Here is an 18,856-nt window from a genome sequence, read left to right as displayed (position 1 = left end):
CAAACGACGCCACAATCCGCTCGCTCACCGTTCACCCGAGGCTTCCAGGAGGAGGCCGCCGAGACACATCGACGAGAGCACGCCGACAAGAGGACGCCCATGCTCGATCTCAACGATTTCAGATACTTCGTCGAAGTCGCCGACCGCGGCGGCCTGTCCGCCGCGGCGCGCGCGCTGGAGCGGCCCGTGTCGACGATCAGCTACCGCATCCAGCAGCTGGAGCGCGAGCTGGGCGTCACGCTGTTCGCGCGGACCTCGCGGCAGGTGTCGCTCACCGAAAGCGGCATGGAGTTCTACAGCCACGCCGTGGCCACGCTGGCCCGCGCGGACGAGGCGGAGCTGGCGATGCGCAGCCTTTCGAAGGAGCCCGCCGGGACGGTGCGCTACACGGTGGCGACGGCGACGGCGCAGTTCGCGATGGCGCGCATGGTGTCCAGCTTCCTGGAGAAGCACCCGAAGGTGGAGATCGTCCAGCACGCGGGCGACAACAACGTGGACATCGTGGCGGACCGCTTCGACTTCGCGATCCGCGCGTACTCGGGCGCCCTGCCCGATTCGACGATGGTGCAGCGTCCGCTGGCGGAGGCGCCGTGGCACCTGTTCGCATCGCCCGGGTATCTGAAGACGGTGGGCACGCCGGAGACGCCCGACGACCTGAGCGGCTGCGCCAGCCTGTTCATGAAGCGCGACAGCGTCACGCCGTCGTGGCGGCTGCGCCGCGCGGACGATCCGGAGCAGGTGGTGCAGGTGGGCATCCGGCCGCGGATCCTGGGCTCGTGCATGGTGACGCTGAAGCAGGCGGCGGCGGCCGGCCTGGGCATCGTCGCCCTGCCCGCCTACGTGTGCCGCGACGACGTGCGCGCGGGGCTGCTGCAGCGCGTGCTGCCCGACTGGATCGCCGCGGACGCCACGATCACCGTGCTGATGCCCAGCCGCCGCGGCATGACCGCTGCCACACGCGCGTTCATCGAGCACATCGCCGACGCGTTCCCTGAGGCGGTGCGATTGGACTGATCGCCGACGCGCCCCGGCGCGCGCCGCGCCGAGGCCGTCCCGGCGGCCCGCCATCATCCAGCCGGTTGGAAGCAGCATCCGGTTCCGACGGCTTCTCCGGGCGGAGTCCGGCCTCCAGAATTTCCCTGAGGACGCGACTCGCGCGTCCGCTGGAGCACACCCCATGGACCCCACCGACACCCTCGCGACCGCGGAGGTCGCCGCCGACCGCGTCGGCGACACGATCACCGGCAGCCCGCACGCCATCGGCCGCAACTTCACGGCGCGCCATTTCTCGGAAGAGATGTTCCGCGGCCGGATGGACCCGCTGCTGATGGTCGACCACTTCGTGATGACCGGACCGACCTTCGCGCCGCATCCGCACGCGGGGATCTCCGCGGTGACGATGATGTTCGAGGACGCCACCGGCGGCTTCTTCAACCGCGACACGCTGGGCAAGCGCTTCACGCTGCGCGCCGGCGACCTGTACTGGCTGGCCGCGGCGGGCGGCGCAGCGCACGAGGAAGTGCCAGAGCCCGGCGCGCGCACGCACGCGCTGCAGATCTTCGTGAACCTGCCTGGACGTCTGAAGCACGGGCCCGCGCATTCGCTGCTGGTGCGCGCGGAGGACATCCCGGTGATCGAGGACGACGGCCATCGCGTGCGGGTCGTGCTGGGCCGGTCCGGCGACGTCGCCGGCGCGACGGGCACGCCGGAGCCGTTCACGCTGCTCGACATCGCGCTGTCGCCCGGCGGCACCTTCTCCCACCCGCTGTCGTCGGACGAGCAGGCGTGGATCTACGTCGTCTCGGGCGCAGCGACCTTGCATGCACGGGAGCAGGCGCGGGTCCTGCCGGAAGGTCGCGCCACCACGGTGCGTGCCGGCGAGGAAGGCATCGTCCGTCTGGAGGCCGGCGTTGACACGCATGCGGTGCTGTTGGCCGCGAAGCCGATCGGGGAAACCTTCGTCAAGCACGGACCCGTCGTGATGTCGACGATGGACGACGTGCGCAAGGTGCTCATCGACTATGCCGACGGGCGCTTCGGCGAGTTGCCGCTGGAGCGCTGAGCGACAGGACGAGCCCCACGTGCCGGCGCTGCGGCACTTATCATGAGCGCCCCTTCTGAAGCGCCGCGCGAGTGACCACGACCCCGCCCGACAACGACAGCAGCCGCCGCGGCGATCGCACCGCGTTGATGCTCGACGAGATGGTGGCCTTCTGGCACGTCGTCGAGCACGGCGGCTTCTCGCAGGCCGCGCGGGCGCTGGGCGTGGAGCCGTCGTCGATGAGCCGCAGCGTGGCGCGGCTGGAGCGAGCGCTGTCGGCCAAGCTGCTGATCCGCGGGCCGCGTTCGATGGCGCTCACCGAGCTCGGCGAGCAGGTGCTGCGCGAATGCGCGTCCATCCGCGACGCCGCTGGCAACGTGCACGCGCTCGCCGCGCGCTACGGCGCCCGGCCGTCCGGCGTGCTGCGCGTATCGGCGCCGGTGGTGCTGGGGCAGCTGTGGCTGGCGCCTCGGCTCGCCGCCTTCGCGGCGGCGTATCCGGACGTCGATCTTCAACTCTCCTTGAACGACCGCCCGGTGGACGTCGTCGCCGAGCGCGTCGACGTCGCGCTGCGCATCACGGCGCAGCCGCCGCAGGACCTGGTCGCGCGCAAGCTCTTCGACACGCCCTACGTGCTGGTGGCCTCGCCGGCGTACCTGGCGGCGCACGGCGCGCCGGAGCGTCCGGAGATGCTGACCCGACATCGCTGCATCCACCTGGGCTTCGGCGCGTTCGACGCCAACTGGCCGCTGAAGCGCGGTGGCGAGCAGATGACCGTCGCCATCGCGCCGCGGCATGCGATCGGCAACAGCCTCGCGCTCGCCGCAGCGGCGGAGCAGGGAGCGGGGATCGCGCTGCTGCCGCTGTTCTCCGCGCAGGCAGGGTTGGACGCCGGGCGGCTGGTGCGCGTCCTCGACGCGTGGACACCCGCCGGCACGTATGAGCGTGCCGCCTATCTGCTCTACGCCGCAGGGGCGCGGGTACCGCCGAAGGTGAAGGCCTTCGTCGAACACATGAGCGCGGCGAGCTGACCGGGTGACCGGGTGACCGGGTGGCCGGGTGACCGGGTGACCGGAAGATCGAGTGGCCGAGGGATCGGCTGAGCGGCTGTTCAGCCGATCACGCGGCCTTCGGTGATGACGGCGCGGTACTTGGCGCCACGGAAGCGGTGCTGCGCGGCGGCCTGGTAGGCCGGGCTGAAGTACCAGGCTCGCGCCGCTTCCAGCGACGGGAAGGCGAGCAGCACCACACCCTCCATCGGCGCGCCCTCGACGACCTCATGCGCGTCGTAGGCGGCGAGCACCTGCACGTCGTGCCCGTCGAAGGTCGCGCCGACGGCGGCGCCGTACTTCGCCATCTCGTCGGCGTCGAGGGTCGCTTCCTTGATGAAGAAGATGTAGGCGGGCTTCGCCGCTGTCGTGCCAGCGGTCGCAGCGGCCGCAGCGGACGGGGAGGAGGAATCTTGGGACATGGCGTGCCTGTCGAGGTTGAACTTCTGACGCGTCGCCGACGTGGCGCGCGCAGGCAATGTAGGCCGGCGGGACGCCGCTGAGAAGGCGGCCTCCGCCCGAACTCTTTCAATCGGCATTTGAAGATCCGAGGACGCCGCCTGATCCGGCCTCGTCCGAGCTCTCCGTGCTTACCCGCATTCGCCCCGGCCGGCAGCGATCCGGGCGACAGCGCTAACATTCGCCGATGGGCACGCAACAGCAGTACATCGACGCGATCGGCCGCATGGCCGTGGTGCCGACCATCCTGGACGCCACCGCGCGTCTGACCGGGATGCGTTTCACCGCCGTCGCCCGCGTGACCGACACCTCCTGGACCGCCTGCGCCGTGCGCGACGAGATCGCCTTCGGGCTCAAGCCCGGCGACGAGCTGGAACTGGTCTCGACGATCTGCAACGAGATCCGCCAGCACGGCCGCCCCGTCATCTTCGGCAGCGCCAGCGAGCACGAACACTTCCGCCACCACCACACGCCGAAGCAGTACGGCTTCGAGAGCTACGTCTCGATCCCGATCTTCCGCGCGGACGGGTCGTTCTTCGGCACGCTGTGCGCGATCGACCCGCAGCCCGCGAAGCTCGACGATCCCGTGCTGCAGCAGACGCTGGAGCTCTTCGCCAAGCTGATCGCCACCCAGCTGGACGCGCAGGACCTCGAAGACCAGCGCTCGGCCGCGCTGGCCGCCGCGGCCGACGCCCGCGAGCTGCTCGAATGGGAGAACCAGCGCATCACCGCGCTGCTCAACGAGCGCGAGCAGGTGGAGCGCGTCATCACGCGCGAGCTCAACGACACGCGCCGCCTGCGCGACGTCGCCGCACGGCTCATCGGCACCGACGGCGGCTCGACGCTGTTCGGCGAGATCCTCGAGGCGGCCATCGAGATCATCGACGGCGACGCCGGCACGATCCAGCTGCTCGACGAGCAGACCGGCACCTTGACCTTCCTGGCCTCGCGCGGCTTCAGCCCCGAGGTCACGGCGCACTTCGCGGTGGTCGACGCGTCGTCGGGCTCGCCCTGCGGCCGGGCGCTCGCCGCGGGGCAACGGACCTTCGTGCGCTTCGACGACCCGGACGATCCGGACCTGGACGGCTCCAACCGCCTCCATCTCGGCGACGGCGTGCGCTGCGCCCAGTCCACGCCGCTGCTCAGCCGCTCGGGTCGTCCGATCGGGATGTTCTCCACGCACTGGGCGGAGCCGCGCGAGCTCAGCGAACGCGAGCTGCGTTTCCTCGATCTGCTGGGCCGGCAGGCCGCCGACCTGATCGAGCGCAACCAGGTGCAGGAAGCCCTGCTGGCGCGCGAACGCGAGCTGAACGAGGAAGCCCGCCGCAAGGACGAGTTCATCGCCGTGCTCGCGCATGAATTGCGCAATCCGCTGGCGCCCATCCGCAGCGGCATCGAGGTGCTCAAGCGCGCCAACGGCGACGTCAGGCTGATCGAGCGCGTGCGGCCGATGATGGAGCGGCAGATCGCGCAGGTCGTCCACCTGATCGACGACCTGCTGGACGTCTCGCGGATCCGCTCGGGCAAGGTGCAGCTCAAGCGCGAATGGGTGAGCCTGCGATCGCTCGTCGAGAGCGCGCTCGAGGCGCATCGCAGCCAGATCGTCGCCGGCGGCATCGATCTCGTCGTCGATCTCGACGATCCGGAACGGCTGCTCGACGTCGACCCGACGCGGCTGTCGCAGGTGATCTCGAACGTGCTGCACAACGCGGTGAAGTTCACCGCCGCGGACGGCCGCATCACCCTCCGTGCGATGGTCGAGCCGGCCGCGTCCGGGGACGGACTGGAGCAGGTGCTCCACATCAGCGATTCCGGCGTCGGCATCGCCGCGGACGTGCTGCCCAACATCTTCGACCTGTTCACGCAGGCGCGGTCCGACAGCTCGCGGCACGGCGGGATGGGGATCGGCCTGGCGCTGTCGCGCAGCCTGATGGCGCTGCACGGGGGCTCGATCGAGGCGAGCAGCCTGGGCGCCGGTCACGGCAGCGAATTCGTCATCCGGTTGCCGGCGAGGACGCCCGTCGCCGTCGCGACGGCACCCGTGCGCGACGACGGCGACGCAGATCTGGCGGGCCTGCGGGTCCTGGTGGTCGACGACAACCAGGACGCCGCCGACGGCGTCGCCATGCTGCTGTCGATGTGCGGCGGCGAGGTCCGCGTGGCCTACGACGCGACGCGCATCGTCGACGAGGTGCGGACCTTCGAACCCGGCCTCGTCCTGCTGGACATCGGCCTGCCGGGCATCGACGGCTACCAGGCCTGCCGGAACGTGCGCGAGCAGGTCGGCCACGGCGTGAAGATCGTGGCGCTGACCGGCTGGGGCCAGGAGGAAGACCAGCGCCGCGCGACGGCCGCCGGCTTCGATGCGCACCTCACGAAGCCGGTGGACTTCACCAGCCTGGCGCTGATCGCCGCGCGAGCCTCGCAGGCGTCCATCGCGTCCATCGCGTCCACGGCATCCGCGGCGACGAAGTCCGCCGAACTCAGGGCGGAGTGAGACGGCGAGCCGTCCTGAACGCCGTCGGATCCACGCCGAATGCGGTCTTGAACGCCGCCCAGAAGCTGCTCCTGCTCTTGTAGCCGAGGTCCAGCCCGATGGCCTTCACGGAGCGGTCCGTGCTCGTGAGCAGCGTCTGCGCCTGCGCCATCCGCAGTCGTGTGAGATAGCCGAACGGCGACATCCCGTACAGCTGCGAGAAGCCTTGGTGGAAGGCCGTGCGGCTCATGCCCGCCCGTTCCGCCAGTTCCTCCATGGAGTGCGCGTGGGCCAGGCTGGCCCGCATGAACTCGGCCGCGCGGGCCAGTCGCAGCGTCCGGGGATCGCGCGCCGGCAGCACGACCTGGTCCCGCATCAGCGTCGTGAACAGCCGCTTGACGATGCAGTCCACGACGACGCCGGCGCCCGGCGCCGACGAGCGGGACTCGTCCAGCAGCTCGCCCTCGACGGTGCGCAGCAGATCGCTGCCGCCGATGGCGGTCTTCATCAACGCCCCGTCTTCGGTGATCCAGGGATTGCCGTCCGCGAGCAGCGGTGCGATGCCGCCGAAGACGAGCCTCGTCGGCGCCTCGTCCGCCGACGAGGCGTTGCGGATCATGGGCCGCGGACAGCGCAGCGCGGCGAGGCTGCCGGCGCCCAGCACGTGTTGCCCGGTGAACGGGCAGTCCAGCGCCAGTCGCCCCGCCAGCACCACGACCAGCAGGCTGGGCCAGGTGCCGGCGGACACCGGTTGCCAGTCGTCCGCGGGCTCGTTGAGATCGAAGGCCCCCGCGGTCAGTTGCAAGGCCTGGAGCAGGTGGTCGAGGGAACGGGCGGACATCTTCAGGACGGCGGCGACGAGAGCAGCGAGGGCGACGATGACCGTGACTATGCGCTGCGGGAACGGCTGGCGTCGATGGACGACAACGCCGGGGCGGCCGATTCTGACCGATGCCGAACCAGCACCGGACCGAGCCGAACCATGGGCTTCCTATCGTTGAGGTCGTTCATCCACGAGCCGCACAGGAGCCCCCCCATGATCCCCGTTTCCTCCTTCGGTCGCGTCGCGACCTTCCCTGCCGCGCGCGCGTTGGCGCTAGTCGCCACGCTCGCGCTGTCGATGGTCGCGGGCACCGCGATGGCGCAGACCGCGCCGCCGCTTCCGGCGACGTATGCCGATCCCGCAAAGCCTGCGCTGCCGCCCTCCTCGTTCCAATGGGACAACGCGCGCACGGCGCTCGTCATCATCGATCCGCAGATCGACTTCATGAGCCCCAAGGGCAAGGGCTGGTCCATCGTCGGCGAAAGCGTTACCGAGCAGCGCCTGGTCCCGCATCTGCAGCAGCTGATGGCCGGCTTCAAGCGGGCCGGCCTGCCGGTCGCGATCTCGCCGCACTACTACTATCCCCACGACCATCGCTGGTTGCATGAAGCGCCGGCCGAGACGGTGCAGCACAAGCTCGGGATGTTCGACCGCGAAGGCGCGTTGACGCTGGAAGGCTTCCGCGACTCGGGCGCCGACTTCATTCCGGAACTGAAGGCCGCCATCGAGGACGGCAAGACCATCGTCGCGGCGCCGCACAAGCTCTACGGCCCGCAGAGCAACGACGTGATGCTGCAGCTGCGCAAGCAGCGCATCGACAAGATCGTGCTCGCGGGCATGGCGTCCAACCTCTGCGTCGAGTCCCACCTGCGGGAGTTCCTGGAACGCGGCTTCGAGGTCGTCGTGGTCCGCGACGCCGTCGCGGGTCCGAAGCTGCCCGACGGCGACGGCTATCTGAGCGCGCTGGTCAACTTCCGCTACATCGCCAACGCGGTCATGACCACGGATCAGGTCGTGGCGAAGCTCGACGGACGCTGACGTCCGCAGCGCCCGAGCCCTGGCTCAGGGTTCAGGGCCGGGGTGGAGGGCCCAGAGTTCAGGACTTCGTGAGCAGCTGCTGCACGCTCGAGAAGTCCAGGCCGCCACGTCCCGCCCGGCCGTTGAGCGCGTAGAGATTGCGCGCGAGCTCGCCGAGCGGCACGGCCGCGCCGACCTGCAGCGCGGCCTCGACCGCCAGGCCGAGGTCCTTGAGCATCAGGTCGCTGCCGAAGCCGCCGGTGTAGCCGCGCGAAGCGGGCGCTTCCGGCTTCACGCCGGGCCAGGGGTTGCAGACCTCGGTGGCCCAACTGCGGCCGGTGCTGACGGCCATCATCGCGGACAGCGCCTGCGGATCGAGGCCGTGCGACACGCCGAGCGCCAGCGCCTCGCCGGTCACGGCCATGATCACGCCGAGCGCCATGTTGTTGCACAGCTTGGCGACCTGCCCGGCGCCGGACGCGCCCATGTGGAAGATGTTCTTCCCCATCGCGGCGAGCACGGGGCGGGCGCGTTCCAGCGCGGCCGCCTCGCCGCCGACGATGAAGGTCAGCGTTCCCGCGGCTGCGCCCGCCGTGCCGCCGGACACCGGCGCATCGATCATCGCGAGACCGCGCGCCTGCGCCGTTTGGGCGACGCGCTGCGCGCTCGCCGGAGCGATGGTGCTGCAGTCGATCACCAGCGCGCCGGCGGCGATGCGCGCGAGCAGGCCGCCGAGACCGTCTTCGCCGAGGAACAGCGCTTCGACGTGCTTGCTGGCCGGCAGCATGGAGATCACCACCGATGCGCCCTCCACGGCCGCCGCGGCCGACGGCGCCACGGTGACGCCCGCCGCGCGCGCGGCGACGAGCGCCGGTTCGCTCAGATCGAACGCGGCAACGGCGTAGCCGTTCTTCACGAGGTTGGCCGCCATCGGCCCGCCCATGTGGCCGAGGCCGATGAAGGCGATGCGTTCGGCGATCGTCGCGTTGCTCATGGTCTTGTCTCCTTGTCGTTGGATATGCGGTGCGTTCAACGCAGATCGGCGAGCGGATGCTCGCCGGCGAAGCGCGGCGCGAGCAGCGCGTCCAGATGCGCGTCGCCGCCCTCGTCCCGCGCGGCGCCTTGCCAGCGCGGCGTCTTGTCCTTGTCGATCAGCAGCGCGCGCACGCCTTCCGCGAAGTCGGGGAACACGCAGCAGCCGACCGAGGCCTGGTACTCCAAACGAAGCACTTCGGCGAGCGAGGCGTGCCGCAATCGGCGCTGCAAGGCGATGGCCAGCGCGGCGGAAGTCGGCGAGCCCTTCTGGAACGTCGACCCGGCGGCGGCCAGCCAGGCGTCGCCTTCGCAAGCCAGGGAGCGCAATCGCGGCGCGATCGTCGCCAGCGTGTCGTGAGGACCGATCAGCGCGTCGATACGATCGCGATGCGGTGCGAGCTGACTCGGCGCCAGCTCGGCGGCCGGCAGCGCGCGCAGCAGATCGTCGAGGCGCTCGGCGTCCGCGGCTTGCTCGCCGTTCCAACGCGCATGCGCGATGCCTTCGAGCAAGGCACCGTGGTCCTCGGCGCGCGCAGCGCGATCGGCCAGTCCGGCCCACAGCGCGTCGGCGGCGTTCAGCGGCGCACCGGTGAGCGCGAGGAACAGCCCCGTCCGTCCCGGCAGCCGCGAGAGGAACCAGCTGCCGCCCACGTCCGGGTAGAGCCCCAGCGTGATCTCCGGCATCGCCAGCTTGCTACGCGGCGTCACGACGCGATGCGATGCACCCGCCATCAGGCCGATGCCGCCGCCCATGACGATGCCGTGGCCCCAGACGAGCAACGGCTTCGGATAGCGATGGATGGTGTGATCGAGGCGGTACTCGCGCTCGAAGAACTCGGCGGCGTCGCGCGGCACCTTGCCGGAGCCGGCCGCGCGCATCGCGCGGTAGAGGCCGACGACATCGCCGCCGGCGCAGAATGCCTTCTCGCTGTTGCCGTCGAGCACCACGCCCGCGACCTGCGGATCGTCGGCCCACGCGTTCAGCTGCGCCTGGAGCAGATCGACCATCGGCAAGGTCAGCGCGTTGAGGCTGGCCGGCGCGTTCAGCGTGGCACGGCCGAAGCGGTGGCCCGATGCGGTCACGATGGTGCGGAACAGGACCGGGGCCTCGGCATGCTCGCCCTGTCTCGTCCGCGCGTCCCGGCTGGTGTCCCGATCGACGTTCTGAATGACTGTCATCGTTTCTCCTCAAGCGTTGCGCCACTGCGGGCTGCGCTTGCCGAGGAAGGCCTGCACGCCTTCGCGCTGGTCTTCGGTCTCGAAGAGGCCGATGAATGCCTCGCGCTCAGCGGCCAGTTGCGATTGCGGCGGCGCGGTGCGTGCGCCCTGGATGAGGCGCTTGCATGCGGTCACGCTGGTGGGGCTTTGCGCCTGAACGCGTTCGGCCCACTGCAGCGCCTTCGCCAGCGCGCCGCCCTTGGGCACCAGGTCATCGGCGAGTCCGATGCGCAGGGCCGTTTCGGCATCGACGCGCTCGCCGAGCAGCACCATGCGCTTGGCCCAGCTTTCGCCGACGGCCCAGCTCAGCCATTGCGTGCCACCGGCGCAGGGCAGCAGGCCGACGGTCGCCTCGGGCAGCGCCATCACGGCATGCGACTCCGCGATGCGCAGGTCGCAGGCGAGCGCGCATTCGAGTCCGCCGCCCATCGCATAGCCGTTGATCGCCGCGATGCTGACGCCGCGGAATCCCGCGAGCGCTTCGAAGGCCTCGCCGAAGCGGCGCGCCATCGTCGCGGCGACGCCCTTGTCGCCGTCGGCGAAGAGCTTCAGATCGGCGCCGGCGCTGAAGAACTTCTCGCCGTCGCCGGTGATGACCAACGCGTAGATCTCGCGATCGCGGTTGAGGTCGCCGACCAGCCGCGTCAGCGCGGCCAGGCTGTCGGCGGTCCACGTGTGGGCGGGCGGATTCGTCAGCGTGACGATCGCGGTATGGCCACGGCATTCGAGGCGCAGGCCGGCGTAGGCGGCACTCGTATCGGTGATGTCGTTCATGGGGTCACTGAAAGGGAGTTGTGGGTGGGGATGGGTTTCAGGTCAGCTGACTTCGACAGGCCGCTGGCCCTCACCCCTGCCCTCTCCCGCAAGCGGGAGAGGGAGTAAGAGGGGCGCCATTGCCACCTCTTCCGCAAGCGGGAGAGAGCGGGAGAAAGCGGGAGAGAGCGAGAGAGCGAGAGAGAGCGGGAGAGAGCGGGAGAGAGCGGGAGAGAGCGGGAGAGAGCGGGAGAGAGCGAGAGAGAGCGAGAGAGAGCGAGAGAGAGCGAGAGAGAGCGGGAGAGAGCGAGAGAGAGCGAGAGAGAGCGCGCGCGAGAGTGCATCGAGCTGACCGGAGCAGGAGCACTGGGGTGGCTCCCTCTCCCGCATCGCGGGAGAGGGTGGGGGTGAGGGCCAGTGGCCGTCCGGAGTTCTCAGTGCATTCGTCGAAGGACCTCATCGGATCGCCTCCGGCGCCTGGTCCTGCAACATCCGTCTCGCGACGATGACGCGCATGATTTCGTTGGTACCTTCGAGGATCTGATGCACGCGCGCATCGCGCAGGTAGCGCTCCAGCGGGTACTCGCGGATGTAGCCGTAACCGCCGTGGATCTGCAGCGCCTCGTTGCAGACGCTGAAGCCGATGTCGGTCGCCAACCGCTTGGCCATCGCGCAGTACACCTGCGCGTCGGGCGACTTCGCGTCGAGCTTCGAAGCGGCGAGCCGCACCATCTGCCTCGCCGACACCAGCTCCGTCGCCATGTCGGCGAGCTTGAACTGCAGCACCTGCATGTCCGCGAGCGCGCGGCCGAACTGGTGGCGCTCGTGCATGTAGCGCTGCGCCGCCGCCAGCGCGCCCTGCGCCGCGCCGACCGAGCAGGTCGCGATGTTGATGCGCCCGCCGTCCAGCCCCTGCATCGCGATGCGGAAGCCCTGCCCTTCCTCGCCCAGCAGATGCGCGGCCGGCACGCGCACGCCGTCGAAGGCGATGGCGCGGGTGGGCTGGCTGTTCCAGCCCATCTTCTCTTCCTTGCGGCCGTACTCGATGCCGGGCGAATCGCCCGCCACCAGGAACGCGGAGATGCCGTCCGCCCCGGCCCCGCCGGTGCGCGCCATCACCACCAGCACGTCGGTCGCCCCAGCGCCGGAGATGAAGGCCTTGCTGCCGTCGATCACGAAGTCGTCGCCGTCGCGCCGCGCGGTCGTGCGCAGCGAGGCGGCATCCGAGCCCGCGCCGGGTTCGGTCAGGCAGTACGACGCGAGCTTCTCCCCGCTGCACAGGGCCGGTCCGAATCGCCGCGCGATCTCTTCCGTCGCATAGGTGCTCACCATCCACGCCGCCATGTTGTGGATGCTGAGGAAGGCCGTCGTCGACGGGCAGGCCGCCGCGAGTTCCTCCAGCACGATGGTCGCGTCCAGCCGCGGCAAGCCGAGCCCGCCGCGTTCCGCCGGCGCGTACAGCCCGCAGAAGCCGAGTTCGCCCGCATGGCGCAGCGTGTCCCGCGGGAAGAACGACTGCGCGTCCCACCCGGCCGCATGCGGCGCCATCTCGTCGCGGGCGAAGTCGCGCGCCGCCTGCTGGAAGGCGCGTTGCTGCTCGTCGAGCTCGAAGTCCATCAGGTCCTCACCGGGTCAGGGTCGCGGCTCACTTGAGGCTGATCGTCGTGTTGACGCCGCCGGTGGACGCGTCGTCGAACCAGCGCGCGGTCACCGTCTTCGTCTGCGTGTAGAAGAGGACCACCTGCTTGCCGTACGGCCCCAGGTCGCCGAGCTTGGACGCGCGCGAGCCGGTGAACGAGAACAGCGGCACCGGCACCGGGATGGGCACGTTGATGCCGACCTGGCCGATGTCGATCTCGTCCTCGAAGCGGCGCGCGGCCGCGCCGGACTGCGTGAACAGCGCGGTGCCGTTGCCGTTCGGATTCGCGTTGATCATGGCGATCGCCTCATCCAGCGTCGCGGCCTCGGCGACGCAGAGCACCGGGCCGAAGATCTCCTGCTCGTAGATCGTCATGCCGGGCTTCACGCCGCTGAAGACCGTCGGGCCGACGAAGTTGCCTTCCTTCAACTGGCCGCTGAGCGGCGGCAGGCGTCCGTCGAGCGCCAGCGTCGCGCCGTCCTCGATGCCGCGGGCGATGAGGCTCTCGACGCGATCGCGCGCCGCGCAGGAGATCAGCGGACCGACGTCGGTCGTCGCCGAATCGCCGGCGCCCACGCTCAATCCCTTGGCCTTGGCGATCAGGTCCGGCAGCCACTCGCGCGCGGCGCCGACCAGCACCGCGACCGACACCGCCATGCAGCGCTGCCCCGCCGCGCCGAAGGCCGCTCCGGCGAGCGCGTTGAGCGTCTGTTCCTTGTGCGCGTCGGGCAGCACGACGGCGTGGTTCTTCGCGCCCATCATGCATTGCACGCGCTTGCCGGCCTTGGTGGCGCGGTCGTGGACCAGCGTGCCCACGCGCGTCGAGCCGACGAAGGAGATGGCGCGGATGTCGGCGTGGTCGCACAGCGCGTTGACGACGTCCTCGCCACCGTGCACGACGTTGAGCACGCCCTTCGGAATGCCGGCTTCGAGCGCCAGCTCGACGAGCCGCATCGTCACCATCGGGTCCTGCTCGGACGGCTTCAGCACGAAGGTGTTGCCGCAGGCGATGGCCATCGGGAACATCCACAGCGGGATCATCGCGGGGAAGTTGAACGGCGTGATGCCGGCGCACACGCCCAGCGGCTGCAGCAGGGTGTAGGTGTCGACGCCGCCGGCGACGTTGTGGGCGCGCTCGCCCATCTGCAGCGAGCCGATGTTGGCCGCGTGCTCGACGACCTCCAGACCGCGGAACACGTCGCCTTCGGCGTCCGCGAGGGTCTTGCCCTGCTCGGCGGTCAGCGTCGCGGCCAGCGACTTGATGTTGTCGCGGATCAGCTGCTGGTACTTCAGGAAGATGCGCGCGCGCTGCCCGATGGGCACCTTGCGCCAGGTCTTGAACGCGTCCTGCGCGGCGGCGATGGCGGCCTCGACCTCGTCGGGCGTGGCCATGGGCACGCGGGCCAGGCGTTGCTGGGTCGCCGGGTTGATCACTTCGCGCCATTCGGTGCTGCGCGACTGGACGAATTCGCCGTTGATCAACAACGGAATGCGGGGCAGATCTTCGCGGCTCATGCGCTGTCTCCAGGGGGTCGATGCCATCGTTGCGGGCCGTTCGCGATGTCTTCGGCGGTGCACTCGACGGTGGGTTGAATTTCACAGAGAATCTATCCACACACTTTGCAAGAAGCCAGTTCTTCCTCTTGTGAAGCGGTGCGGCGGCAAAACACTCCACACCCAATCTGTGAAATCAGCGAATCCTGTGAAACGCACCGACAGCCCTCACGGCAGCCCGACGAGCTCCTCGCGCAAGCTGTTCATCGGTCCGCGGATCCGCCGCCTGCGCGAGCAGCTGCAGTGGAATCAGGCGGAGCTGGCGAGCCGGCTGGCGCTGTCGCTCAGCTACGTGTCGCAGATCGAGACCAACCAGCGGCCGGTCACGGCGAGCGTGCTGATCAAGCTGGCCGAGGTCTTCGGCGGCGGCATCGGGCAGTTCTCGGAGGAGCAGGACCAGCAGCTGCTGGCGGACTTGGACGCGGCGCTGCGCGACCGCTCGCTGACGACGACGGTGATGGCGCCGGCGCAGGTCGCGCGGCTGGTGGAGCAGGCGCCGGAGCTGGCGGAGTCCTACGTCGCGCTGCATCAGCGCTACCTGCGGCTGCAGGACGAGCACTCGCAGATGATCGACCGCTTCTACGGCGAGCAGGGCCGCGAGGCGGCGGGCGCGCCGCCCTCGTTCCGCGGCGAGCCGCTGCCGCACGAGGCGGTGCGCGATCACCTGAACCGCAGGAACAACCATCTGGACGAACTGGACCTGCGCGGCGAGCAGTTGGCCGAGACGCTCGGCCTGGTGCCCGGCCATCGCGCGCAGCCGCTGCGCGATCTGCTGTCGCAGCGCTACGGGATCAGGACCGAGGTGGGCGACGAGGCGGAGACGCGGGAGGAGTCTTCAGACGCGTTCCTGCGTCACTACGACGCGCGTCGGAAGCTGCTGCGCATGCCGCGTTTCCTGAGCGATGCGCAGCAGGCGTTCCAGCTGGCGACGCAGTACGCGTTGATCGCCGAGTCCGATGCCATCGAGGCCGAGCTCGGCGCCGGAGCGTTCGTCGATGAGGCGACGCGCGCGTTGGCGCGGCAAGGCTTCGCCCACTACTTCGCCGGTGCCGCGCTGCTGCCGTACGGCGAGTTCCTCACTTCGGCGCGCAACGCGCGCTACGACATCGAGCTGCTGCAGCAGCGCTTCCAGGTGAGCGTGGAGACGGTGTGCCATCGTCTCTCGACCCTGCAGCGCAACGGCAACCGCGGCGTGCCGTTCTACTTCGTGCGCGTGGACCAGGCGGGCAACATCTCCAAGCGGCAGAGCGCGACGAGTTTCCACTTCGCGCGACACGGCGGCGCGTGTCCGCTGTGGCACGTGCACGAGGCCTTCGCGCAGCCGGGGCGTTTCCTCACGCAGATCGCGGAGATGCCCGACGGCAGCCGGTTCTTCGGCATCGCCCGGACGATCGAGCGCCACGGCGGCGGTGGCTACCTGGCGCGACGCAAGCTGTTCGCGATCGGGCTGGGCTGCGACATCTCGCATGCGCGGGAGTTGGTGTACGCCGAGGGCCTGGCCTTCGACGAGAGCACGGTGTCCAAGCAGGCGATCCCCATCGGGCCCGGCTGCCGCGTGTGCCCGCGCGAGCACTGCGTCCAGCGCGCGTTCCCGCCCGCGGGCAAGGCGCTGGTGACGGACAGCGACAGCGAGTCGCTGGTGTCGTATCGGTTCACGGGGTGAAGTCGATGCCCCTGTTCCGCACCAGCCTGCATCCGTCGCGCGGCCCGGCCGGCAGGCGTCCGCTGCATCCCGCCGCTCAGGCCTGGATCGGCCGCTTCGGCGACGCACTGCCTGCGGGTCACCTCTGCCGCGAGTCGTCGCTCAAGGATCGCTGGCTGCGCATCCACAGCCTTCCTGAATCCAAGCGCTATCCCGAGGACAAAACGGAACTCGCCGAGGTGCTTCGGCGCCAGAACGTGGTCGCCAGCGAGTTGCTGGGTGAAGGTGCGCCGTGCCTGCTGTTCGTTGCGGGATTTTCGAGCGGGCCGGAGGCCGTGCAATGGGCTTGCAAGGCGTCGTGGCTCAAGGCGCTGAATGGGACGCCCGAACTGGTCCTCACCGTGGAAGAAGATGCTGAGCGGGACCAGATGGCGTTCTGCGCGCTGCCCGTGATCTGGCAACGCGGAAGATTCGATCGATTGATTGCGGATCGGGCGCACGATCGCGCCGGACATCTCCTCTTCGCCAACTTCGATCGCGGCAGCATCTACGCGCCGTATGACGGCGGCGCCGATCTGTTCTATCCGTCCGCGGAGGAAGTCGGGCCCGCACGATCCAGGCATCGGGACTGGCTCTCGATCTACCCGTCTGGGATGTGAACCGGCCGTGACTTCCCGGCCGATGAGCCCAAGCATCGGGACGCTCGGGCCATGACCTTCTACGCGCCCGCCCTGTGCGGCAGAAGATGTCCCGGATGAACGCCCTCACCTCGACTTCAACCGCCGTGCCCGCGTCCGGTCCGCTCGACCCATCGATCGTCGCCCGCGCCTGGGCGCATGGCTGGGCGATCTCGCGGAGCACTGCGGCGCCGATCGAACGTGCGGGCTGTTTCGAGATCCATGTCGGCAAGCCGGATCAGGTCGCACGCTACGTTTTTCCTCGATTCGATCGGGACGTGCTTCGAACGCTGGTCGCCACCGAGGCTGGCCCCGGGACTTGGCTGAAGATCTGCGCGCGCCGGGAGCACGTGACCGGCCTGCTGTCCGGCGACTGGACCATCCATGAGCCGGAGTTCTTGATGAGCATTCCCCTCGCAGGCGGGGCCGATCCGGTCATCGCGGGATATCGCGCCCAGACCGAGCGACGAGGCGCCCTGGCCATGGTGACGATCGTTGCCGAGTCAGGAGAGCTGGCGGCCAGCGGACAGGCCGCCATCGACGGCGGGTTCGCCACCTTCGATCAGATCGTCACGGTGGAAGCCCACCGGCGTAAGGGGCTGGGTCGGCTCGTCATGAGCGCGCTGTCGAATGCGGCCCGCGACGCCGGCGCGCGTCAGGGCGTGCTCGTGGCCACCGAGGCCGGCGCCGCGCTGTACCAGGCGCTCGGCTGGTCCATGGTCTCGCCGGTCACGGCCGCGTCGTGTTCCTCCGCCGCTCCCGCAGCATGAAGAGGTAGAGACCCTCGACCTTCTCGCGCGCCCACGGCGTCTTGCGCAGGAATTTCAGGCTGGACTTGACGCTCGGCTCGAACGCGAAGCAGCGCAGCGGGATTCGGTCGTCGAGGCCCTCCCACCCGTATTCGTCGACCAGCGCGGTCACGATGGCTTCCAGCGTCATGCCGTGCAACGGGTTGCGCGGTTGCTCTTGCGGCGGCGGGGCGGACTCGGTCATGAACGGATTGTCGCCGGTCGGCGCAAGGGTCGCGAAGGCCGCCCCGCGTCGCTTCGACGCCCTCGCCCGCGTGGTACCTTCATCGCCATGAGCACGAATTTCCCCGACGAAGAACGCCCCATCATCCAGGAGCCGCGCACGTGGCAGGACGAGCGCTGGACCGCGCAGGTCATCAAGAACGAAGACGATGAGGGCTGGGCCGTCGCCATGACCCTCATTGGCGAAGCCGAGCCGGCTCTGGTTGGTCCGTGGACCATGGGCCGCGACAAGAAGAATCCGAAGCCGCTGGACGCAGCGGCGTTCCACACACTGGTGAAGACGGCCTCGGAAGTGCTGCGCCGGCATGAACAGCAGCTGCACGCGCGGCTGCACAAGAGTGTCAAGCTGGATACGGCGAATGGCCGCATCCAGGTCCTGCTCGACATCGTTCCGGATGAAGACAACCCGTATGCGACGCTGACTGCGTTGAACGACGACGGCGAGCAGCTCGCGCAGGTGCGCGTGGCTGCGGGCTTCAAGTTCAACGAGGCAAGTGCGGCCGCGTGGGTCGAGAACGACTTCCTGAAGCCCTGAGAAAGCAAGCTCCGCGCCAACGGCCACAGGTGCCGCGGCAGCGATACATGGTCCCAAGCCTCCCTGATCAGGGAGGATCTATTTCGCTGATCTGCCCCTCGGGCGAGATCTTGAACAGCCGACTCACGGGCGTCAACGATCCGCCCGGAGCCGCCGCGCGGGCGCCCTCATAGCGTGCGTAGACCCCGTCACCGCAAGCGAAGCCCAGTTCTCCGAACCCGCCACGATCTGCCATCAACCTCCCCAGGTCACTCTGACTCAGGTCGAAGGACCGGGCAGATCGATCCACCTTGACCGACAGCGAATCGGACCGTCGATCCACAGGCGACATGGCCGAGGCAAAGGTATAGGTATGGCCCTGGCAGACCACCTCGTAAGTCATCGCGACGCTTTTCGCCCGTTGCAGATCAAGCGCGCGAATGGTGACCGTGGTCGGCAAGTCGGCCGCCTTCAACGGACACGTCGCGACGGCTGTCATCAGCAGAAGGGCGATACCAGGCAAGTTTTTCATCTCTTGACGCTATCAACGTCGACCTCATAAAGCAGCCCCACCGATGGGGGAAGAAGCTCTTTGCGATGATGCTCGGCGCTATGACACGCAGCACGACTGGGCTGGTGCGCTGCGGCAGGGACTGGCGGTCGCGAACCTCGCAGGCATCGATCGCGCCCGCGCCGATATCGGGTTGATGCCGCTGAAGGACTACGGCTGCATGATGCACGAGCTCAGGAAGTCCACGGCCCGGTGACTCTCTGTTGGGAGGGGGCTGTCGTTGACTGCCGAGGCCGCTGGCCCTCACCCCCACCCTCTCCCGCGATGCGGGAGAGGGGGCCACCCCAGTGCTCCTGCCCCGAATGGCCCACTTCTCTTCCGGCTCCGAATGGCCCACTCCTCTTCCGGCTCCGAATG

Annotated in this window: 19 protein-coding genes; 10 read left to right on the top strand and 9 right to left on the bottom strand. The window is 69.4% G+C overall.

Annotated features, from left to right (window positions below):
* The first annotated feature begins 99 nt into the window (after positions 1-99).
* The 3 genes from ACQZ13_RS04440 to ACQZ13_RS04430 all read left to right on the top strand — a co-directional run bounded on the left by ACQZ13_RS04440 (position 100) and on the right by ACQZ13_RS04430 (position 3,072).
* The gene (locus tag ACQZ13_RS04440) at positions 100-1,014 is read left to right on the top strand and encodes a LysR substrate-binding domain-containing protein (protein ID WP_431050021.1); all 915 of its coding nucleotides are present in this window, start codon (positions 100-102) and stop codon (positions 1,012-1,014) included.
* Between the two features lie 163 nt (positions 1,015-1,177).
* A complete protein-coding gene (locus ACQZ13_RS04435; RefSeq protein ID WP_431050020.1) occupies positions 1,178-2,062 on the top strand; it encodes a pirin family protein in 885 nt (294 codons plus the stop codon).
* Positions 2,063-2,133: 71 nt separating this feature from the next.
* A complete protein-coding gene (locus ACQZ13_RS04430) occupies positions 2,134-3,072 on the top strand; it encodes a LysR family transcriptional regulator (protein WP_431050019.1) in 939 nt (312 codons plus the stop codon).
* An 80-nt stretch (positions 3,073-3,152) separates the two neighbouring features.
* On the opposite strand, the gene ACQZ13_RS04425 is transcribed toward ACQZ13_RS04430, so the two are convergent.
* Positions 3,153-3,512, bottom strand: coding sequence for a DUF1330 domain-containing protein (locus tag ACQZ13_RS04425; protein WP_431050018.1), 360 nt, complete (start codon positions 3,510-3,512; stop codon positions 3,153-3,155).
* A gap of 224 nt (positions 3,513-3,736) precedes the next feature.
* Here ACQZ13_RS04425 and ACQZ13_RS04420 point away from each other — a divergent pair, with 224 nt between their 5' ends.
* Positions 3,737-6,046 carry a GAF domain-containing protein gene (locus ACQZ13_RS04420; protein WP_431050016.1) on the top strand — a complete coding sequence of 770 codons (2,310 nt, stop codon included), beginning with the start codon at positions 3,737-3,739 and terminating at the stop codon, positions 6,044-6,046.
* On the opposite strand, the gene ACQZ13_RS04415 is transcribed toward ACQZ13_RS04420, so the two are convergent.
* Positions 6,033-6,866, bottom strand: coding sequence for a helix-turn-helix domain-containing protein (locus ACQZ13_RS04415; RefSeq protein ID WP_431050015.1), 834 nt, complete (start codon positions 6,864-6,866; stop codon positions 6,033-6,035). The genes ACQZ13_RS04420 and ACQZ13_RS04415 overlap by 14 nt on opposite strands.
* A gap of 195 nt (positions 6,867-7,061) precedes the next feature.
* Here ACQZ13_RS04415 and ACQZ13_RS04410 point away from each other — a divergent pair, with 195 nt between their 5' ends.
* Positions 7,062-7,886 carry a cysteine hydrolase gene (locus ACQZ13_RS04410; RefSeq protein ID WP_431050014.1) on the top strand — a complete coding sequence of 275 codons (825 nt, stop codon included), beginning with the start codon at positions 7,062-7,064 and terminating at the stop codon, positions 7,884-7,886.
* A gap of 58 nt (positions 7,887-7,944) precedes the next feature.
* Here ACQZ13_RS04410 and mmsB read toward each other — a convergent pair whose 3' ends face one another.
* The 5 genes from mmsB to ACQZ13_RS04385 all read right to left on the bottom strand — a co-directional run bounded on the left by mmsB (position 7,945) and on the right by ACQZ13_RS04385 (position 14,025).
* On the bottom strand, positions 7,945-8,859 hold the full coding sequence (gene mmsB / locus ACQZ13_RS04405) for a 3-hydroxyisobutyrate dehydrogenase (protein WP_431050013.1): 915 nt from the start codon (positions 8,857-8,859) through the stop codon (positions 7,945-7,947).
* Between the two features lie 35 nt (positions 8,860-8,894).
* Entirely contained in the window at positions 8,895-10,079 is a 1,185-nt protein-coding gene (locus ACQZ13_RS04400) for an enoyl-CoA hydratase/isomerase family protein (RefSeq protein ID WP_431050011.1), read from the bottom strand.
* A gap of 9 nt (positions 10,080-10,088) precedes the next feature.
* A complete protein-coding gene (locus ACQZ13_RS04395; RefSeq protein ID WP_431050010.1) occupies positions 10,089-10,892 on the bottom strand; it encodes an enoyl-CoA hydratase in 804 nt (267 codons plus the stop codon).
* A gap of 435 nt (positions 10,893-11,327) precedes the next feature.
* Positions 11,328-12,488 (bottom strand): acyl-CoA dehydrogenase family protein, encoded by a 1,161-nt coding sequence (locus tag ACQZ13_RS04390; protein WP_431050009.1) that lies wholly within the window; start codon positions 12,486-12,488, stop codon positions 11,328-11,330.
* Positions 12,489-12,516: 28 nt separating this feature from the next.
* Positions 12,517-14,025, bottom strand: coding sequence for a CoA-acylating methylmalonate-semialdehyde dehydrogenase (locus tag ACQZ13_RS04385; protein ID WP_431050008.1), 1,509 nt, complete (start codon positions 14,023-14,025; stop codon positions 12,517-12,519).
* A gap of 187 nt (positions 14,026-14,212) precedes the next feature.
* Between ACQZ13_RS04385 and ACQZ13_RS04380 the strand changes: the two genes are divergently transcribed.
* The 3 genes from ACQZ13_RS04380 to ACQZ13_RS04370 all read left to right on the top strand — a co-directional run bounded on the left by ACQZ13_RS04380 (position 14,213) and on the right by ACQZ13_RS04370 (position 17,153).
* Positions 14,213-15,727 carry a helix-turn-helix domain-containing protein gene (locus ACQZ13_RS04380; RefSeq protein WP_431050007.1) on the top strand — a complete coding sequence of 505 codons (1,515 nt, stop codon included), beginning with the start codon at positions 14,213-14,215 and terminating at the stop codon, positions 15,725-15,727.
* Positions 15,728-15,732: 5 nt separating this feature from the next.
* Positions 15,733-16,365 (top strand): DUF3885 domain-containing protein, encoded by a 633-nt coding sequence (locus ACQZ13_RS04375; protein ID WP_431050006.1) that lies wholly within the window; start codon positions 15,733-15,735, stop codon positions 16,363-16,365.
* Between the two features lie 95 nt (positions 16,366-16,460).
* Positions 16,461-17,153, top strand: a complete 693-nt coding sequence (locus ACQZ13_RS04370; protein ID WP_431050005.1) for a GNAT family N-acetyltransferase — start codon at positions 16,461-16,463, stop codon at positions 17,151-17,153.
* Here the strand turns inward: ACQZ13_RS04370 and ACQZ13_RS04365 are convergent.
* The gene (locus ACQZ13_RS04365; protein WP_088404789.1) at positions 17,113-17,376 is read right to left on the bottom strand and encodes a VF530 family DNA-binding protein; all 264 of its coding nucleotides are present in this window, start codon (positions 17,374-17,376) and stop codon (positions 17,113-17,115) included. The genes ACQZ13_RS04370 and ACQZ13_RS04365 overlap by 41 nt on opposite strands.
* Before the next feature lie 87 nt (positions 17,377-17,463).
* Here ACQZ13_RS04365 and ACQZ13_RS04360 point away from each other — a divergent pair, with 87 nt between their 5' ends.
* Entirely contained in the window at positions 17,464-17,949 is a 486-nt protein-coding gene (locus ACQZ13_RS04360) for a hypothetical protein (protein WP_088404788.1), read from the top strand.
* A gap of 67 nt (positions 17,950-18,016) precedes the next feature.
* Here the strand turns inward: ACQZ13_RS04360 and ACQZ13_RS04355 are convergent, their stop codons facing one another.
* Positions 18,017-18,460: a hypothetical protein gene (locus ACQZ13_RS04355; protein ID WP_431050004.1), complete on the bottom strand. Its 444-nt coding sequence runs from the start codon at positions 18,458-18,460 to the stop codon at positions 18,017-18,019.
* A gap of 43 nt (positions 18,461-18,503) precedes the next feature.
* On the opposite strand from ACQZ13_RS04355, the gene ACQZ13_RS04350 reads away from it, so the two are divergent.
* A complete protein-coding gene (locus ACQZ13_RS04350) occupies positions 18,504-18,695 on the top strand; it encodes a hypothetical protein (RefSeq protein WP_431050003.1) in 192 nt (63 codons plus the stop codon).
* The last annotated feature ends 161 nt before the right edge of the window (positions 18,696-18,856 follow it).

The organism is Roseateles sp. L2-2 (assembly GCF_050613215.1).
Taxonomy (GTDB): Bacteria; Pseudomonadota; Gammaproteobacteria; order Burkholderiales; family Burkholderiaceae_C; genus Roseateles; species Roseateles noduli.
Note: the sequence above shows the minus strand (reverse complement) of the source record. Positions and strands in the feature narration are given on the sequence as shown.

Bases quoted from the DNA above. Each gene is read 5' to 3' on its own strand.
- ACQZ13_RS04440 (WP_431050021.1), top strand. From the start codon at position 100: ATGCTCGATCTCAACGATTTCAGATACTTCGTCGAAGTCGCCGACCGC.
- ACQZ13_RS04435 (WP_431050020.1), top strand. From the start codon at position 1,178: ATGGACCCCACCGACACCCTCGCGACCGCGGAGGTCGCCGCCGACCGC.
- ACQZ13_RS04425 (WP_431050018.1), bottom strand. From the start codon at position 3,512: ATGTCCCAAGATTCCTCCTCCCCGTCCGCTGCGGCCGCTGCGACCGCT.
- ACQZ13_RS04420 (WP_431050016.1), top strand. From the start codon at position 3,737: ATGGGCACGCAACAGCAGTACATCGACGCGATCGGCCGCATGGCCGTG.
- ACQZ13_RS04415 (WP_431050015.1), bottom strand. From the start codon at position 6,866: ATGTCCGCCCGTTCCCTCGACCACCTGCTCCAGGCCTTGCAACTGACC.
- ACQZ13_RS04410 (WP_431050014.1), top strand. From the start codon at position 7,062: ATGATCCCCGTTTCCTCCTTCGGTCGCGTCGCGACCTTCCCTGCCGCG.
- mmsB (WP_431050013.1), bottom strand. From the start codon at position 8,859: ATGAGCAACGCGACGATCGCCGAACGCATCGCCTTCATCGGCCTCGGC.
- ACQZ13_RS04400 (WP_431050011.1), bottom strand. From the start codon at position 10,079: ATGACAGTCATTCAGAACGTCGATCGGGACACCAGCCGGGACGCGCGG.
- ACQZ13_RS04395 (WP_431050010.1), bottom strand. From the start codon at position 10,892: ATGAACGACATCACCGATACGAGTGCCGCCTACGCCGGCCTGCGCCTC.
- ACQZ13_RS04390 (WP_431050009.1), bottom strand. From the start codon at position 12,488: ATGGACTTCGAGCTCGACGAGCAGCAACGCGCCTTCCAGCAGGCGGCG.
- ACQZ13_RS04385 (WP_431050008.1), bottom strand. From the start codon at position 14,025: ATGAGCCGCGAAGATCTGCCCCGCATTCCGTTGTTGATCAACGGCGAA.
- ACQZ13_RS04375 (WP_431050006.1), top strand. From the start codon at position 15,733: ATGCCCCTGTTCCGCACCAGCCTGCATCCGTCGCGCGGCCCGGCCGGC.
- ACQZ13_RS04370 (WP_431050005.1), top strand. From the start codon at position 16,461: ATGAACGCCCTCACCTCGACTTCAACCGCCGTGCCCGCGTCCGGTCCG.
- ACQZ13_RS04365 (WP_088404789.1), bottom strand. From the start codon at position 17,376: ATGACCGAGTCCGCCCCGCCGCCGCAAGAGCAACCGCGCAACCCGTTG.
- ACQZ13_RS04360 (WP_088404788.1), top strand. From the start codon at position 17,464: ATGAGCACGAATTTCCCCGACGAAGAACGCCCCATCATCCAGGAGCCG.
- ACQZ13_RS04355 (WP_431050004.1), bottom strand. From the start codon at position 18,460: ATGAAAAACTTGCCTGGTATCGCCCTTCTGCTGATGACAGCCGTCGCG.
- ACQZ13_RS04350 (WP_431050003.1), top strand. From the start codon at position 18,504: ATGGGGGAAGAAGCTCTTTGCGATGATGCTCGGCGCTATGACACGCAG.